This window comes from Vulcanococcus limneticus LL, from assembly GCF_943369875.1.
Classification (GTDB): Bacteria; Cyanobacteriota; Cyanobacteriia; order PCC-6307; family Cyanobiaceae; genus Vulcanococcus; species Vulcanococcus limneticus_A.
In genome coordinates this window covers 145201-159894 of sequence record NZ_CALROT020000002.1, presented here as the reverse complement: position 1 = coordinate 159894, position 14694 = coordinate 145201, and the positions used below count along the sequence as shown (strand labels likewise).

The following is a 14694-nucleotide window of genomic DNA, read 5'->3' as shown; positions in this document are numbered from 1 at the left end:
TGATCCATGGGCTTTTTTGATCGGCTCAGCCGTCTGCTTCGGGCCAACGCCAACGCCGCCCTCAGCTCGGTGGAGGATCCCGGCAAGATCCTGGATCAGTCCGTGGCGGACATGCAGTCCGACCTGGTGAAGCTGCGCCAGGCCGTGGCCACCGCCATCGCCAGCCAGAAGCGGATCCAGAACCAGGCCGAACAGTCCGAGGCCCAGGCCAAGACCTGGTACGAGCGGGCCGAGCTGGCCCTCAAGAAGGGCGAGGAGGACCTGGCCCGCGAGGCCCTCAGCCGCCGCAAGACCTACCAGGACACCGCCACCACCCTCAACACCCAGCTGCAGAGCCAGGCGGGCCAGGTGGAGCAGCTCAAGAAGAGCCTGGTGGCCCTCGAGGGCAAGATCGCCGAGGCCAAGACCAAGAAGGACATGCTCAAGGCCCGGGCCCAGGCGGCCAAGGCCCAGGAGCAGCTGCAGAGCGCCGTCAACGGCCTGGGCACCAACAACGCCATGGCCGCCTTCGAGCAGATGGAGGAGAAGGTGCAGGTGCTCGAGGCCCGCAGCCAGGCGGCCGCCGAGCTGGCCGGCGCCGATCTGGAGAGCCAGTTCGCGGCCCTGCAGGGCGGCAACGATGTCGACGACGAGCTGGCGGCCCTCAAGACGCGTCTCTCTGGCGCCCCGGCGCCCGTGGCCCTGCCGGCCCCCGAAGGCCCGCTGCCCCAGCTGGAGCCCGTGAAGGTGGCCGAGGTGGATGCCGATCTGGAGCAGCTCAAGCGCTCGATCGACAAGCTCTGAGGCTCCCCCGGGCCTTCCCTTCCGGGTCCGTCCCACACCGGGAGTCGGCAGGGAAGGCCCCGTGGGGCCGGGGCCAGTTCATACAATCGGTCCCAGCACCTGAGACACCCGTGACCGTCGCCGCGCTCACCGACGCCAACTTCCAAGCCGAGGTGCTCGAGGCGGCCACGCCCGTTCTGGTGGACGTGTGGGCCAACTGGTGCGGCCCCTGCCGCCTGATGGCGCCGCTGATGGACTGGGCCGCCGCCGAGTACGACGGCCGCCTCAAGGTGGGCAAGCTGGAGGCCGATCCCAACCCCTCCAGCCGCGACACCTATGGCATCCAGGGCCTGCCGACCCTGATCCTGTTCCGCGCCGGTCAGGAGGTGGCCCGCCACGAGGGCGCCATGGCCAAGCCCCAGCTGCAGGCCTTCCTGGATGCCCATCTCTGAGTCGCGGCCCGACGCGCGGCTGAGCCTCGGGCTCCAGCTCTCGGAGCGGGTTGGTCGCCTCGGCAGCGGCGTCTTTGCCCGCAACGACCAGCGCAAGCTCGCCTATCGCACCACGGCCCAGGAGCGGGGCCTGCCCCCCCTGCTGGACCTCTCGCTCGGCTCCACCGACCTGCAGCCGCCACCGGTGGCGATCGCGGCGATCCGCGACGCCCTCGCCCTGCCCCAGGCCGCCTCCTACTGCCTCCACGGCGCCACGCGGCCCTTCCGTGAGGCGGCCGCCGCCTGGGCCGAGCGACGCTTCGGCACGGCCGTGGATCCGGAGCGGGAGGTGCTGCTGCTGGTGGGCTCCCAGGAGGGCACGGCCCACCTGCCCCTGGCGCTGCTGAATCCCGGCGATCGCGCCCTGCTGCTCGATCCCTACTACCCCTCGCACCTGGGCGGCCTGCACCTGGCCTCGGCCGAGCCCCGCTTCCTGCCTCTCAGCGCCGAGCAGGGGTTCGCCCCCGACTTCGACCAGCTCAGCCCCGCCGAGTGGGATCAGCTCAAGCTGATGGTGCTGGGTTTTCCCCACAACCCCACGGCCACCACCGGCCAGCAGGCCTGGGTGGATCAGGCGGTGGAGCGGGCCCTGGGCCATGGCGTCGTCTTCGCCCACGACAACCCCTACGTGGACCTGGCCCTCGACGGCGAGGCACCGGCCCTGCTGCGCCATCCCCGCTGGCGCGACTGCGGCATTGAGTTCTTCTCCTTCTCCAAGAGCTGGTGCCTGGGGGGCTACCGCCTGGCCTTCGCCATCGGCGCCGAGGGGCTGATCACGGCCCTGCGCCAGGTGAAGGGCGTCGTCGATTTCAACCAGTCGCTGGCGCTGCAGGCCGGTGCGATCGCGGCCCTGGAGCAGGCGCCCGAATGGCCGGCCCGGCTGCGCGCCGTCTACCGCGAGCGCCGCGACCGCACGGCCGCCGCGCTGGAGGCCGTGGGCTGGCCGGTGCGCCTGCCCTCGATGGCCCTCTACCTCTGGCTGCAGCTGCCCGAGGCGGCGGCGGCCCGGGGCCTGGATTCGGAGGCCGCCTGCGCCCAGCTGCTGGAGCGCACCGGTGTCTGCCTCACCCCCGGTAACGGCTTCGGTTCCGCCGGCGAGGGCTGGGCGCGGCTGGCCCTGGTGCATCCGGCCGACGCGCTGGAGGCCGGCGCTGCACGCATGGGGCAGTGGGTGGCGGGGCTGTGAGGCCCTTCAGATCTGCTTGAGCGAGTCGGTCTTGTCCTTGAAGCCTCCAAGCAGCAGCTGCAGGTAGGTCACCTTGCGCAGTTTGATGTTGGCCGTCAGCGACATGCCCACCTGCAGGGGCAGGATCTTGCCGTTCTTCAGCTTCAACTGCTGGGAGTTGAGGCTCACGGTCGCTGGGAAGCGATAGTTCTGGTGCCGTTCATCGGGTGGCAGAGCATCGGAGCCGATGCCTTTGAGCGTGCCCTCCACCACGCCGAAATCACTGGCTGGAAAGGAGTCGATGCTGATCTCCACTGGCTTGCCCACCCGCACGAAGCCGATGTCGCTACTTGGAATTTCCACCTTGGCCTGCAGCGCGTCGTAAGGAACGATCTTCATTACCGGTTCGCTGCCCTGGGCCACAAATCCAGGGCCTGTGGGCTTGAGATCGAACACCACCCCATCAACTGGGGATCGCACATCCTGGTAGCGGATGTTCACCTGCAGTTCGGTCAGCTTGCTGCGCAGCTCGGCCAGTTCTCCCTTGAGCTGCTGCAGGGCTTGCTCAAGGATCGCGCTCTGGCGCAGTCGGTCTACGGAAACCTTGGACAGATCTCCTTCTACTTCGCGCACTTTGTTGCGCTGTTGAAGGTATTGGAGCTCAGCTGAGGCTCCCACTTTCTGTAGCGATTCCAGTCGGTTGAGGATCTGTGCCTCCAGCTGCAGATTGCGCCGAAGCACCTGTTGTTCCGTGTCGTTGAGGCTGAGGTAGCGCTGCAACTCGATCTCCTTGAGCTTGAGTTGCTGCTGCTTGGCGCTGATGGTCTTGAGGGTGCTTTGCTGGCGATCCAGCGTGGCCTCGTTGTCGAGCCTCAGTAACACCTGCCCCTTCTTCACTCGCTCGCCATCTTTCACCAGCATGGTGTCGAGCACACCGCCCACTGGCATCTGCACCACCTTCACATCGCCGATCGGCTGTAATTTGCCGGGTGCCACCACCACTTCCTCCGTCTGGGCAAGCGCCAGCCAGGCCAGACCCAGGCCCGTGGTGCTGATCAGTGCCCAGGTCACGGCCCTGGCCAGGAAGCGTGACTGCTGAAGCCCCATCTCCTGGTGACTGGTCTGTACTCGCCGTTCGATGCTGGTCTGGGCTGCCTTGACGATGGCGCCTGGCTTGCGGAACACAGACATCAAATGGACTCCTGCTGGCGATAAAGGGCGTAGTAGCGACCCCGTTGGGCGATGAGCTCGTCGTGGCTTCCCGTTTCCACGACAGCTCCCTCGTGCAGCATCACGATGCGATCAGCACGGCGGATAGTCGAGAGTCTGTGGGTGATGAAGAACACGGTGCAGTGCTGCAGATTGTCGAGCAGGTTCTCGCAGAGCCTGCGCTCGGTGTCGTAATCAAGCGCGCTGGTGGCCTCATCGAGAATCAGCAAGCGTGGTCGACTCAGTAGGGTCCGTGCGATCGCCAATCGCTGACGCTGCCCGCCGGAGATGCTGGCGCCACGTTCGCCCACGTTGGTGCTGTATCCGGAAGGTAATTCCATGATGAAGTCGTGGGCACAGGCCAGCCTGGCCGCTTCCACGATCGCTTCGCTGCTCGCATCGGGATCGGTGAGGGCGATGTTTTCAGCGACGGAACCGGAGAACAGCAGGGGCTCCTGGGGGACGATGCCAATCTGGCGGCGAAGCGAATAGAGCTCCACCTTGCCGATGTCGTAGTTGTCCACCAGAATGCGGCCGGATTGGGGCGCATAGAGTCGGGAGAGCATCTTGGTGAGGGTGCTCTTGCCGCTGCCGCTTTGGCCGACCACTCCAACGAAGGTGCCGGCGGGGATCGATAGATCCACGTGGCGCAGCACTTGGGTGGTGTTGGGACTGAAGCTGAAGCACACGTCTTCAAACCGCACGTCTCCCAGAACTGGTGGCAGGGGGATTTTCTGCTTATCGGCCTCATCGGATTCTTCGGGAGTGTCGACCACGTCGGCCAGCCGCTCGAACGAAACCTTCAATTCCTGGATGCTCTGCCAGATGCCGGAGAGACGAAGCAATGGCTGGGTGACATAGCCGGAGATGATGCGGAACGCGATCAACTGCCCCAGGCTCATCTCTCCCTTGAGGACCAGGGTGGCGCCAACCCACAGCACCATCAGCTGTGACAGCTTCTGCAGAACCTGGGAGGTTTCATTGAGGGCCGTGCCGGTGATCGTCTTTTCGAATGTTCGGGCAATATACTTGCTGTAGAGGTCCTGCCATTTCCAGCGGCTGATCATCTCCACGTTCTGAGCTTTGACGGTCTGGATTCCCGTCAGCACCTCCACCAGATGGCTCTGGGTGCGGGCATTCTCTTGGGCAGCATCGCGGTATTGACGGCGGAACAGGGGTGCCCCCAGCAGTGTGAGGCCCACCTGGATGGGCAGGACAGAGAGGGCAATCAGGGTGAGCAGCCAGCTGTAGAGCACCATCACCAGGATGTAGATCACTGAGAAGGCGGTATCCAGCAATGTGGTGAGAGCCTGGCCAGTGAGGAAGTTGCGGATCTTCTCCAGCTCGGCGATGCGCGTGCCCAGTTCACCCACGGGTCGCCTGTCGAAATAGTTGAGCGGCAGCCGCAGCAGATGATCAATTACTTCGGAGCCAAGGCGCAGGTCAATGCGGTTGGTGGTTTCGGTGAACAGGAAGGTGCGCAGGGCTCCGATCAGCCCCTCCATCAGCGTCACCACCACCAGGGCAATGCCCAGCACCTGCAGCGTGTCCAGACTGCGCTGGCTGATCACCTTGTCGATGATCACCTGGATCAACAGGGGGTTGGCCAGGCTGAACAGCTGCACGACGAAGGAGGCCAGCAGCACCTGGATCAGCACGCCGCGATAGCGGCTCAGGGCTGGCCAGAACCAGCTGAAGCCGAAGCGCTGATCGGGGGTGCTGCTGCTGCGTTCGATCAGCAGAAGTTCGATGCCTTCGGGGAAGGCCTCGGCGATGGCGGCCGGGGCCAGCTCCACCCAGCCCTCCCTGGGGGATGCCAGACGCATTCCCCTCGCCGTTGAGGCGCGCACCAGGGCGAAACCGCCTTGCCAGGGGATCAGTGCTGGGGTCTGCAGTCGGGTGCCCTGGTTGGCCGGCACCCGCACGCCACTCACGTGCAGGCCCATCATCGCGGCAATGTTGCCGCAGAGCTGGAGGTCGGGGGTCTGACCGCGGCGCAGCGCATCCCTCAGGATCTTCTCGATGGCATCGCGGCGGAAGGGCAGCCGCAGTTCAGCGGCCAGCATCTGGAAACAGGCCAGGGTTTCCTCCAGGGGGCCTTGGCCCCGCAACAGCTGGAGCGCGGGGCGGTCGCGCTGGCCCAGATCCAGACCCGTGGCCAGGGGGCCACTGAGGCCGGAGCTACCACTTGGGGCGACCTCAGGCCCCACCAGAGCCGATTTCACCACGGCGCCCCTTGGCTGGAGTGAGGGGGGCAGCAGCAGCTGCTCCGGCATCACGATCAGCCGGGGCGGCAGCGGCGGCAGGCTCGTAGGGACCCCAGCGCTGGGGTCGAGGCGTGAGCCGATGGGGTGGGCTTCAAGGTTGTTGCTGCCCACCAGCACTGCCTCGTCCGGAGACAGATTGGCCAAGACGCTGGCCTTCGCCGCGATCAGCCGGGCACTGGGCCGGACCTGCCCCAGCCAGTCGAGCAGGGATCCCTCGGCTTGGGGATGTCGCTCCTGCAGCAGCTGCAACAGGGCCTGCAGCTCGCCGGGGAGAAGGGTGCTCTGACACCAGGCGGCAAAGCTGGGTTCCCCCTCCAGCAGCTCCAGTACCAGGGCATCGGGCAACACCCAGAGCTCCATGGCGCTGGCGGCGCTGATCTCCTCGCAGGGGGCGGCCCGCAACAGCGAGGCCAGGCCAACGAAGCTCCCCGCACCCAGGCGCTCGGCGGTGCGCAGGCGGCCGCCGTCGCGGATCAGCAGCCGGGCATCGCCTGAGCCGATGAGCACCACCTCACTGGGGATCAGCCCATCGCGGCAGAGGGGCGTCCCCAGGGCCACTGTGCGGCGGCTGGCCTGCTCCTCCAGCCTGGCGCGCCCTCGACCCGTCAAGTCAGCGAAGGCGGGATGCTCCAGCAGGGCCTCGTGCATCGGAATGGGGCTGGTCATGCGCTGGGGGTCGAGGCAGGGGAGGGGACGGACAGCGGCTCCCGCAGGGCGGCAAGCTGCCGCTCTACCGCTTCCTTCAGCCACTGCTCGAAGAGCTCCTGGCTCATCTGCAGTGCGGTGGCGTCGTCAAAACTGGCTGCGGTGAGGGATTCCAGCCGTACCACCAGCCACCAGGACTCGATGGCGAAGGGTTCAAGCACCTGCCCGGGCTTGGCGGTGCGCAGCCGATTCGCCAGCTGGGGATGGGCCTGGGTGAGCGGCACCGGGCCGATCACGCCCCGGGTGGCCTTTTCCGGCCCCTCTGCATGGACGGCCGCCAGGTCGCCGAAGTCGGCTTCTCCTTCCTCGATCTGGAGAAACAGCTCCCGGGCCAGGTGGGGATCCTGCAGCCGCAGCAGGCTGTAGACCACACGATCGAGCTGGGTCTTGCGCTCCAGAAAGCGCGCCTCGGCCTTGGCACGGAAGTGCAACTGGCAATGGCGCAACACCCGCATTGGCTGCTGGATCTGGCGGTTGAGGGCCTCAGGCGAAAGCAGCTGCTGCAGCCGGTAGCGCTCCAGATCCTCGCCGCTGCGCAGTTGGCGTTCGTGGGCAAAGCGCTGCAGTGCCTGTTGCTGTTCCTCCGGGCTCAGTTCGACGTCGGCCGTGGCCGAATCGATCAACTGCTGGCGTAGGAGTGGCTGCAGAAGGCTGTGGCGAGCCAGCAGTGCCACCAGCTCTGGGCTCAGCGTGGCGGCGTCGGTTGGGCTGGTCACAGGCGACTGGAGATGGGCGTCGCCCAGGAGTTGTCCTGGCCAGAATAGGCCTTGGGTCCGCCTGATCACAGGGCATCAGGGGTTGTTTCTTTGTTGCGAAAACGTTGAAGGGGCAAATGCTGCGGGCAGCCAGAGATGGGGGTACACCGTTGCTCCTCTCCTGGGATGTGCATCACGTTCCGGTGTGTGCCACCACACAGCTTGAACTCGATCGCCTGCTGCGCGGCGGGGCATCGGCCCCCCTGGCCGTGATCGCCCGCCGCCAGACCCGCGGCCACGGCCAGGCCGGGCGGCTCTGGTGCTCCCCGCCCGGCGGGGTGTGGCTGAGTGCGGCACTGCCCTGGCCCGAGCAGCCCCAGGGATCGGCCTCCCTGGCCCTGGCGGTGGCCGTGGGGCTGGCCCTGCAGCTGGAGCCCCTGGGCCTGCGGCCCCAGATCAAGTGGCCCAACGACCTGCTGCTGGAGGGCCGCAAGCTCGCCGGGATGCTGCCGCGGCTGCGCTGGCGCGGCGATCGGATCCTCGGGGCCCAGGTGGGCCTCGGGATCAACGGCTGCAACCGCGTGCCGCCCGAGGGCATCAGCCTGGCGCAGGCCCTGGCCTGCCGGCAGCCCGCGCCAGGGCCCAGCCGGCGTCACCATCCCCAGGCGCGGCCGGAGCGCCTGGCGGCCCGCGTGCTGCGGGCCCTGGAGTGGGCGGTAGCCGCGGCGGGGGCGCCGGAGCTGGTTCGGCGTCAGGCCCAGCGGCGGCTGTGGCTGCCGCCCGGGCCGGTGCGTCACCGGGGCGAGCTGTGGCAGGTGCTGGGCCTCAACGCCGACGGCAGCCTGGCCCTGGGCCAGGGCCAGCGCCGTGACGCCCTGCACCGGCATTTCTAGAGTTGCTGCCACCCCATCGCCTGCCTGCCCCGGTGCCACGCCCCCGCCTGCTGACCCTGCTGCTGGGGATCCCGCCACTGCTGGGGGGCGGCCTGGCCTGGGCCCAGCTGGAGGGGGCCGGGCCGGCGGCGGCCCCTCCCGCCCCGGCCCTGACGCCCCCACCGGCTCCCGCCCTGCCGGCCCCGCCGCCCCCGGCCTCCCCGGCTGCGGGGGCCGGGAGTGCCGGCACCGCCGGCCAGGGCCCCCTGGTGGTGCCACCGGCTGCCATGGAGAGGCCGCCGCTGCGCCCCAACCTCGACCAGCTCGGCGGCACACCGCCGCCGCGTCGCTTTGATCAGTCGCTCGATGAGCTGGTGCGCCAGGGGATCGTCACCCCCGGCGAGCGGGCCCGTATCCGCAACGGTTCGGCCCTCAGCCCGATCGAGGCCCTGGCCCAGCAGCAGGCCTGCCGCAGCGGTGCCCTCTCGAGCCAGGAATGCCGCTCCGGCCTGGCCGTGCGCTGGCGCGGTCGCGCCGGCAGCGGCGAGGAGCGTGACGGCGAGGCGCTGCTCGGGGGCACCCGCCTCGGTGCCGACGGCATGCCCCTGCCGCCGATCACGGTGCCCGTGTCGGCGCTGCTGGCCGGCAGCGGCGGCAACTTCAGCCTGGCCTCCGTGTTCCGGGTGACGCCGCGGCCGGCGCCGATCCTGGGCAACGGCAACCGACGGCTGCTGTTTCCGGTGATCGGCTCGGCCCTCACCACCAGCAGCTTCGGCTGGCGCCTGCATCCGGTGCTGGGCAGCTGGCTGATGCATGCCGGCCGCGACCTGGCGGCTCCCGAGGGCACGCCCGTCGTGGCTGCCCTGGGCGGGCGGGTCGTGAGCAGTGGCCTGGCAGGGGGCTACGGCCTGGCCATCGAGATCGAGCACCAGCACCCCCTGCGCCGCACCCTCTACGGCCACCTCTCCGAGCTCTACGTGCAGGAGGGGGCGCGGGTGCGCCAGGGCGAGGTGATCGGCCGGGTGGGCAGCACGGGCCTCAGCACCGGGCCCCACCTGCACTTCGAGCTGCGCCAGCCCGCCGACGGCGGCTGGGTGGCGATCGATCCGGGCGAGCTGGATCCGGGCAAGGGCGTGGCCGGCTCCGATGCGGTGGCCCTGCTGATGGGTCAGCTGCTGCAGAGCCTGGAGCGCCCCAGGCCGGCAACCACCAAGGCGGGCTGACCGCCGCGGCGATTCACGCCGGCAGGGCAGCCTTGCCGGGCCGGTCGCCGATGATGTGGCCGTCCTGGAACTGCACCACCCGCTGGGCCCGGTCGGCCACGTCGTGTTCGTGGGTCACCAGCAGCACGGTCATGCCGGAGTGGTGCAGCTCATCGAACAGGTCCAGCACCTCCTTCGTGGTGCTGGAATCCAGGGCGCCGGTGGGTTCGTCGGCGAGCAGCAGGTTGGGCTGGTTGATGATCGCCCGCGCCACCGCCACCCGCTGCTGCTGACCGCCCGAGAGCTGGTTGGGCTTGTTCTGCAGCCGCTGGCCCAGGCCCACCCGCTGCAGGGCCGCGGTGGCCCGCTCGTGCCGTTCCTCCAGCGGCACCCCCGCGTAGATCATCGGCAGCATCACGTTCTCCAGGGCCGAGAGCTCGGGCAGCAGGTGGAACTGCTGGAACACGAAGCCCAGCTCCTGGTTGCGCAGGTCCGCCAGCTCGTCGTCGCTGAGCAGCTCCACGGCGGTGCCGTTGAGCCGGTAGCGGCCGCTGCTGGGGCGATCCAGGCAGCCCAGGATGTTCATGGCCGTGCTCTTGCCGGAGCCGGAGGTGCCCATCACCGCCAGGTATTCGCCCCGGCGCACGCTCAGGCAGAGGTCGTCGAGGGCCACCACCTCGGTGTCGCCGCTGCCGTAGGTCTTGCGCACGTTCTCCAGCAGCGCGACCGGTTCGCTCATGGCGTGGGGCATGGGGTGGAGCCTGCTATTGCGCGCTGCAGGGCGCTCATCCGATCGGCAGGGCGGCGCTGGCGGCCAGCACCCTCTGCAGCATCGGCGTGCCGGCGACGGCGCCGCTGGCCCAGTTGAACAGAGGGTTGGAGAGGATGCCGCCCACGGCGGTCACCACCACGCAGGTGATCAGGGCGGTGCGCAGGGGCTGCAGGCCGGCGATGTTCCAGCTGGGAGTGGGATAGGCCTTGACCACATCCGAGGCCTCCTGGGGCTCCTTCACCACCATCATCTTGATCACCGAGATGTAGTAGTAGATCGACACCACAGAGGTCACCAGGCCCACCACCACCAGCAGGTACTGGTGATCGGCCCAGCCGGCAAAGAACAGGTAGATCTTGCCGAAGAAGCCCAGCATCGGCGGGATGCCGCCCAGGGACAGCAGGCACAGGCTCAGGCCCAGGGTGATCAGCGGATCCTTCTGGTAGAGGCCGGCGTAGTCGGAGATGCGATCACTGCCGGTGCGCAGGGAGAACAGGATGATGCAGGCGAAGGCCCCCAGGTTCATGAACAGGTAGGCCGCCATGTAGAGCACCATCGCGGCGTAGCCGTCCTCGGTGCCGCACACCAGACCGATCATCACGAAGCCGGCCTGGCCGATGGAGCTGTAGGCCAGCATCCGCTTCATCGAGGTCTGGGCCAGGGCCACCACGTTGCCCAGCACCATGCTGAGGATCGCCAGCACGGTGAACAGCAGCTTCCACTGGGTCTCGAAGCCCTCGAAGCAGCCCACCAGGATGCGCAGGGCCAGGGCAAAGCCGGCCGCCTTGGAGCCCACCGAGAGGAAGGCCACCACCGGGGTGGGGGAGCCCTCATAGACGTCGGGCGTCCACTGGTGGAAGGGCACGGCGGCGATCTTGAAGGCCACGGTGGCCAGCACGAACACCAGGGCCAGGGCCGCCACGGGGGTGGTGCTGGTCTGCAGCGCCAGGCCCACGGCCTCCAGGCTGGTGGCACCGCCGGTGAGGCCGTAGAGCAGCGAGGCGCCGTAGAGGAACACGGCCGCGGCGGCGGAGCCCACCAGCAGATATTTGAGGGCGGCCTCGGAGCTGCGCGCGTCGCGCTTCATGTAGCCCGAGAGCAGGTAGCTGGCCACCGAGAGGGTTTCCAGCGACACGAAGATGCTCACCAGATCGGTGGAGCCGCACAGGAACATGGCGCCGAGCGTGGCGGCCAGCAGGATCGCGGCGTATTCGCCCACCGGCGTGCCGCTCTGTTCCACGTAGCGCCAGCTGATCAGCAGCGAGAGCAGCGTGGAGGCCGCCACCACGCCCCGGAAGGCGATGGCGAGGTTGTCGGCGAGGAAGGAGCCCAGGAACGCGGGCTCCAGCGGGCTGGCGTTCCACTGCAGCGCCAGCAGCACCAGGGCAGCGCCGAGGCCGCCGTAGCAGATGGGGGGCACCCAGCGGCTGGCGGCCTTCTCGCCGGCCAGGTCCACCAGCAGGCAGGCCAGCATCGCGATCAGTACGGCCCCCTCGGGGGCAATGGCGCCGGCATTGAGCTGCAGCGAGGTGATGGCGGTCACCGCGGTGCTGGGGTCTGCGGCGGCTACCAGGGTCATCACGGCTTGGGGAGATCGCCCGTCGCTGCGGACTGTAGCGGCGCTCCCGGGGCGGATTGGTCGGGCTGGGGCGGTGGCCTGGGCGTGGTCCGCTGCGGCCGGCCTCGCCGCGTCGGGCGCACGGTGCGATAAAGAGGGAACCGGTTTTCCGCCTGCCTGTGGCGCACACCCTGGTCATCGTCGAGAGCCCCACGAAGGCCCGCACCATCCGCGGGTTCCTTCCGAAGGACTTCAAGGTGGAGGCCTCCATGGGCCACGTGCGCGACCTGCCGAACAACGCCAGCGAGATCCCCGCGGCCCACAAGGGCGAGAAGTGGGCCAACCTCGGTGTCAACACCGCCAACAACTTCGAGCCGCTCTACGTGGTGCCGAAGGACAAGAAAAAGGTGGTGAAGGAACTCAAGGACGCCCTCAAGGGCGCCGACCAGCTGCTGCTGGCCACGGACGAAGACCGCGAGGGCGAGAGCATCAGCTGGCACCTGCTGCAGCTGCTGGCCCCCAAGGTGCCGGTCAAGCGGATGGTGTTCCACGAGATCACCAAGGAGGCGATCGGCCGCGCCCTGGAGCAGACCCGCGAGCTGGACATGCAGCTGGTCCACGCCCAGGAGACCCGCCGAATCCTGGACCGGCTGGTGGGCTACACCCTCTCGCCGCTGCTGTGGAAGAAGGTGGCCTGGGGCCTCTCGGCCGGCCGGGTGCAGTCGGTGGCGGTGCGGCTGCTGGTGCAGCGCGAGCGGGCCCGCCGCGCCTTCCGCAGCGGCAGCTACTGGGACCTCAAGGCCCGGCTGGAGCAGGCGGGCGCCGGCTTCGAGGCCAAGCTCACCCACCTCAAGGGCGAGCGCATCGCCGGCGGCGCCGACTTCGATGAGAGCACCGGTGCCCTCAAGGCCGGCAGCAAGGTGAAGCTGCTGAGCGAGGCCGAGGCCCGCACGCTCCAGGCCGCCGTGCAGGGCGCCCCCTGGCGGGTGGCGGAGGTGGAGGAGAAGCCCACCGTGCGCAAGCCGGTGCCGCCCTTCACCACCAGCACCCTGCAGCAGGAGGCCAACCGCAAGCTGCGGCTCTCGGCCCGCGAGACCATGCGCACGGCCCAGGGGCTGTACGAGCGCGGCTTCATCACCTACATGCGCACCGACTCGGTGCACCTGAGCGATCAGGCGATCACGGCGGCCCGCAGCTGCGTGGCCGAGAAATACGGCCAGGACTACCTGAGCCCCGGTCCGCGCCAGTTCTCCACCAAGGCCCGCAACGCCCAGGAGGCCCACGAGGCGATCCGCCCCGCCGGCGAGCGCTTCCGCACGCCCAATGAGACCGGCCTCAAGGAGAAGGATCTGGCCCTCTACGAGCTGATCTGGAAGCGCACGGTGGCCAGCCAGATGGCCGATGCCCGGCTCACGATGCTGGCGGTGGAGCTGCAGGTGGATGGCGGCAGCCTGGGCCCCGCCAGCTTCCGCGCCTCCGGCAAGCGCATCGACTTCGCCGGCTTCTTCCGCGCCTACGTGGAGGGCTCCGACGACCCCGATGCCGCCCTGGAGGGCCAGGAGGTGCTGTTGCCCTCCCTGAAAGCGGGCGACAGCCCGGCCTGCCAGGCGGTGGAGGCCCTCGGCCACCAGACCCAGCCGCCGGCCCGCTACAGCGAGGCGGCCCTGGTGAAGATGCTGGAGAAGGAGGGCATCGGCCGTCCCTCCACCTACGCCTCGATCATCGGCACGATCGTCGACCGGGGCTACGCCACCCTGGCCAACAACGCCCTCACCCCCAGCTTCACGGCCTTCGCCGTGACGGCCCTGCTGGAGGAGCACTTCCCGGACCTGGTGGACACCAGCTTCACCGCCCGGATGGAGAACACCCTCGATGAGATCTCCCACGGCAAGGTGTCGTGGCTGCCCTATCTGGAGAGCTTCTACAGGGGCGAGCAGGGGCTGGAAACCCAGGTGCAGCAGCGCGAGGGCGACATTGACCCCACCGCCTCGCGCACGATCGAGCTGGAGGGCCTGCCCTGCGTGGTGCGCATCGGCCGCTTCGGCGCCTATCTCGAAACCAAGCGCGTCGCCGACGACGGCAGCGAGGAACTGCTCAAGGCCACCCTGCCCCAGGAGATCACCCCGGCCGATCTCGATGCGGAGAAGGCGGAGCTGATCCTCAAGCAGAAGGCCGAGGGCCCCGAATCCCTGGGCGAAGACCCGGAAACGGGCGATCTGGTGTACCTGCTGTTCGGCCAGTACGGCCCCTACGTGCAGCGGGGCCAGGTGAGCGACGACAACCCCAAGCCCAAGCGCGCCTCCCTGCCCAAGGGCGTCAAGCCGGAGGACCTCAGCCTCGAGGATGCCCTCGGCCTGCTGCGGCTGCCGCGGCACCTGGGTGAGCACCCGGACGGCGGCAAGGTGGAGGCCGGCCTGGGCCGCTTCGGTCCCTATGTGGTGCACCACAAGGGCAAGGGCGAGAAGGACTACCGCTCCCTCAAGGCCGAGGACGACGTGCTGATGGTGGGCCTGAGCCGCGCCCTGGAGCTGCTGGCCATGCCCAAGAAGGGCCGCGGCGGCCGCACCGCCCTCAAGGACCTGGGCACCCCCGAGGGGGATGGCGAGGCGATCCAGCTGTTCGATGGCCCCTACGGGCTCTACGTGAAGCAGGGCAAGGTCAACGCCTCCCTGCCGGAGGGCGCCACCGCCGACACGATCACCCTGGAGCAGGCGGTGGAGCTGCTGGCCGCCAAGGCCGCCAGTGGCAAGGGCAAGGGGCGTAAGCCCGCCGCCGGCAAAGCCACGGCCAGCAAGACGGCCGGCACCACGGCCAAGAAGGCGGCCGCCAAGACCACCGGCACCCGCGCTGCTGCCGACAAGCCCGCCGCCAAGAAGGCCCCCGCCACCACCAAGACCGGCCGGCTGCGGGCCAGCGCCGTGCGGGTGATCAAGCCCGCGGGCAGCTGATGGCGTCCGCCGCCGCCCGGTCCCCCCGACGCTCTGGCGGCCCTGGCT

Annotated in this window: 11 protein-coding genes; 6 read left to right on the top strand and 5 right to left on the bottom strand. The window is 69.0% G+C overall.

The annotated features are described in order from the left end of the window. Positions 1-6: 6 nt before the first annotated feature. The 3 genes from ACLV7J_RS03430 to ACLV7J_RS03420 all read left to right on the top strand — a co-directional run bounded on the left by ACLV7J_RS03430 (position 7) and on the right by ACLV7J_RS03420 (position 2439). Complete coding sequence (locus tag ACLV7J_RS03430) at positions 7-783, top strand: PspA/IM30 family protein (protein WP_411867724.1); 777 nt, start codon at positions 7-9, stop codon at positions 781-783. A gap of 110 nt (positions 784-893) precedes the next feature. Further along, entirely contained in the window at positions 894-1214 is a 321-nt protein-coding gene (gene trxA / locus ACLV7J_RS03425; protein WP_411867723.1) for a thioredoxin, read from the top strand. Next, positions 1201-2439 carry an aminotransferase class I/II-fold pyridoxal phosphate-dependent enzyme gene (locus tag ACLV7J_RS03420; RefSeq protein ID WP_411867722.1) on the top strand — a complete coding sequence of 413 codons (1239 nt, stop codon included), beginning with the start codon at positions 1201-1203 and terminating at the stop codon, positions 2437-2439. The genes trxA and ACLV7J_RS03420 overlap by 14 nt, the downstream gene beginning before the upstream one ends. A 6-nt stretch (positions 2440-2445) precedes the next feature. Here ACLV7J_RS03420 and ACLV7J_RS03415 read toward each other — a convergent pair whose 3' ends face one another. The 3 genes from ACLV7J_RS03415 to ACLV7J_RS03405 are packed head-to-tail and all read right to left on the bottom strand — an operon-like array spanning position 2446 to position 7315. Continuing rightward, positions 2446-3609, bottom strand: coding sequence for an HlyD family secretion protein (locus ACLV7J_RS03415; protein ID WP_411867721.1), 1164 nt, complete (start codon positions 3607-3609; stop codon positions 2446-2448). Beyond that, the gene (locus ACLV7J_RS03410) at positions 3609-6560 is read right to left on the bottom strand and encodes an ABC transporter transmembrane domain-containing protein (RefSeq protein WP_411867720.1); all 2952 of its coding nucleotides are present in this window, start codon (positions 6558-6560) and stop codon (positions 3609-3611) included. The genes ACLV7J_RS03415 and ACLV7J_RS03410 overlap by 1 nt, the downstream gene beginning before the upstream one ends. Beyond that, positions 6557-7315, bottom strand: a complete 759-nt coding sequence (locus ACLV7J_RS03405) for a peptidylprolyl isomerase (RefSeq protein ID WP_411867719.1) — start codon at positions 7313-7315, stop codon at positions 6557-6559. The genes ACLV7J_RS03410 and ACLV7J_RS03405 overlap by 4 nt, the downstream gene beginning before the upstream one ends. Positions 7316-7431: 116 nt before the next feature. On the opposite strand from ACLV7J_RS03405, the gene ACLV7J_RS03400 reads away from it, so the two are divergent. Together ACLV7J_RS03400 and ACLV7J_RS03395 are read left to right on the top strand one after the other, a co-directional pair. Further along, positions 7432-8187 carry a biotin--[acetyl-CoA-carboxylase] ligase gene (locus tag ACLV7J_RS03400; protein ID WP_411867718.1) on the top strand — a complete coding sequence of 252 codons (756 nt, stop codon included), beginning with the start codon at positions 7432-7434 and terminating at the stop codon, positions 8185-8187. Between the two features lie 266 nt (positions 8188-8453). After that, on the top strand, positions 8454-9389 hold the full coding sequence (locus ACLV7J_RS03395; RefSeq protein WP_411867896.1) for a M23 family metallopeptidase: 936 nt from the start codon (positions 8454-8456) through the stop codon (positions 9387-9389). A gap of 13 nt (positions 9390-9402) precedes the next feature. On the opposite strand, the gene ACLV7J_RS03390 is transcribed toward ACLV7J_RS03395, so the two are convergent. Together ACLV7J_RS03390 and ACLV7J_RS03385 are read right to left on the bottom strand one after the other, a co-directional pair. After that, positions 9403-10107 carry an ABC transporter ATP-binding protein gene (locus ACLV7J_RS03390; protein WP_411867717.1) on the bottom strand — a complete coding sequence of 235 codons (705 nt, stop codon included), beginning with the start codon at positions 10105-10107 and terminating at the stop codon, positions 9403-9405. 46 nt (positions 10108-10153) lie between these two features. After that, entirely contained in the window at positions 10154-11719 is a 1566-nt protein-coding gene (locus ACLV7J_RS03385) for an NAD(P)H-quinone oxidoreductase subunit N (RefSeq protein ID WP_411867895.1), read from the bottom strand. Positions 11720-11877: 158 nt separating this feature from the next. Here ACLV7J_RS03385 and topA point away from each other — a divergent pair, with 158 nt between their 5' ends. Continuing rightward, a complete protein-coding gene (topA, locus tag ACLV7J_RS03380; RefSeq protein ID WP_411867716.1) occupies positions 11878-14646 on the top strand; it encodes a type I DNA topoisomerase in 2769 nt (922 codons plus the stop codon). Positions 14647-14694 lie beyond the last annotated feature (48 nt).

Excerpts from the sequence above, each read along its gene's own strand:
- ACLV7J_RS03430 (WP_411867724.1), top strand. The coding sequence starts at position 7 with ATGGGCTTTTTTGATCGGCTCAGCCGTCTGCTTCGGGCCAACGCCAAC.
- ACLV7J_RS03420 (WP_411867722.1), top strand. The coding sequence starts at position 1,201 with ATGCCCATCTCTGAGTCGCGGCCCGACGCGCGGCTGAGCCTCGGGCTC.
- ACLV7J_RS03415 (WP_411867721.1), bottom strand. The coding sequence starts at position 3,609 with ATGTCTGTGTTCCGCAAGCCAGGCGCCATCGTCAAGGCAGCCCAGACC.
- ACLV7J_RS03410 (WP_411867720.1), bottom strand. The coding sequence starts at position 6,560 with ATGACCAGCCCCATTCCGATGCACGAGGCCCTGCTGGAGCATCCCGCC.
- ACLV7J_RS03400 (WP_411867718.1), top strand. The coding sequence starts at position 7,432 with ATGCTGCGGGCAGCCAGAGATGGGGGTACACCGTTGCTCCTCTCCTGG.
- ACLV7J_RS03395 (WP_411867896.1), top strand. The coding sequence starts at position 8,454 with ATGGAGAGGCCGCCGCTGCGCCCCAACCTCGACCAGCTCGGCGGCACA.
- ACLV7J_RS03390 (WP_411867717.1), bottom strand. The coding sequence starts at position 10,107 with ATGAGCGAACCGGTCGCGCTGCTGGAGAACGTGCGCAAGACCTACGGC.
- ACLV7J_RS03385 (WP_411867895.1), bottom strand. The coding sequence starts at position 11,719 with ATGACCCTGGTAGCCGCCGCAGACCCCAGCACCGCGGTGACCGCCATC.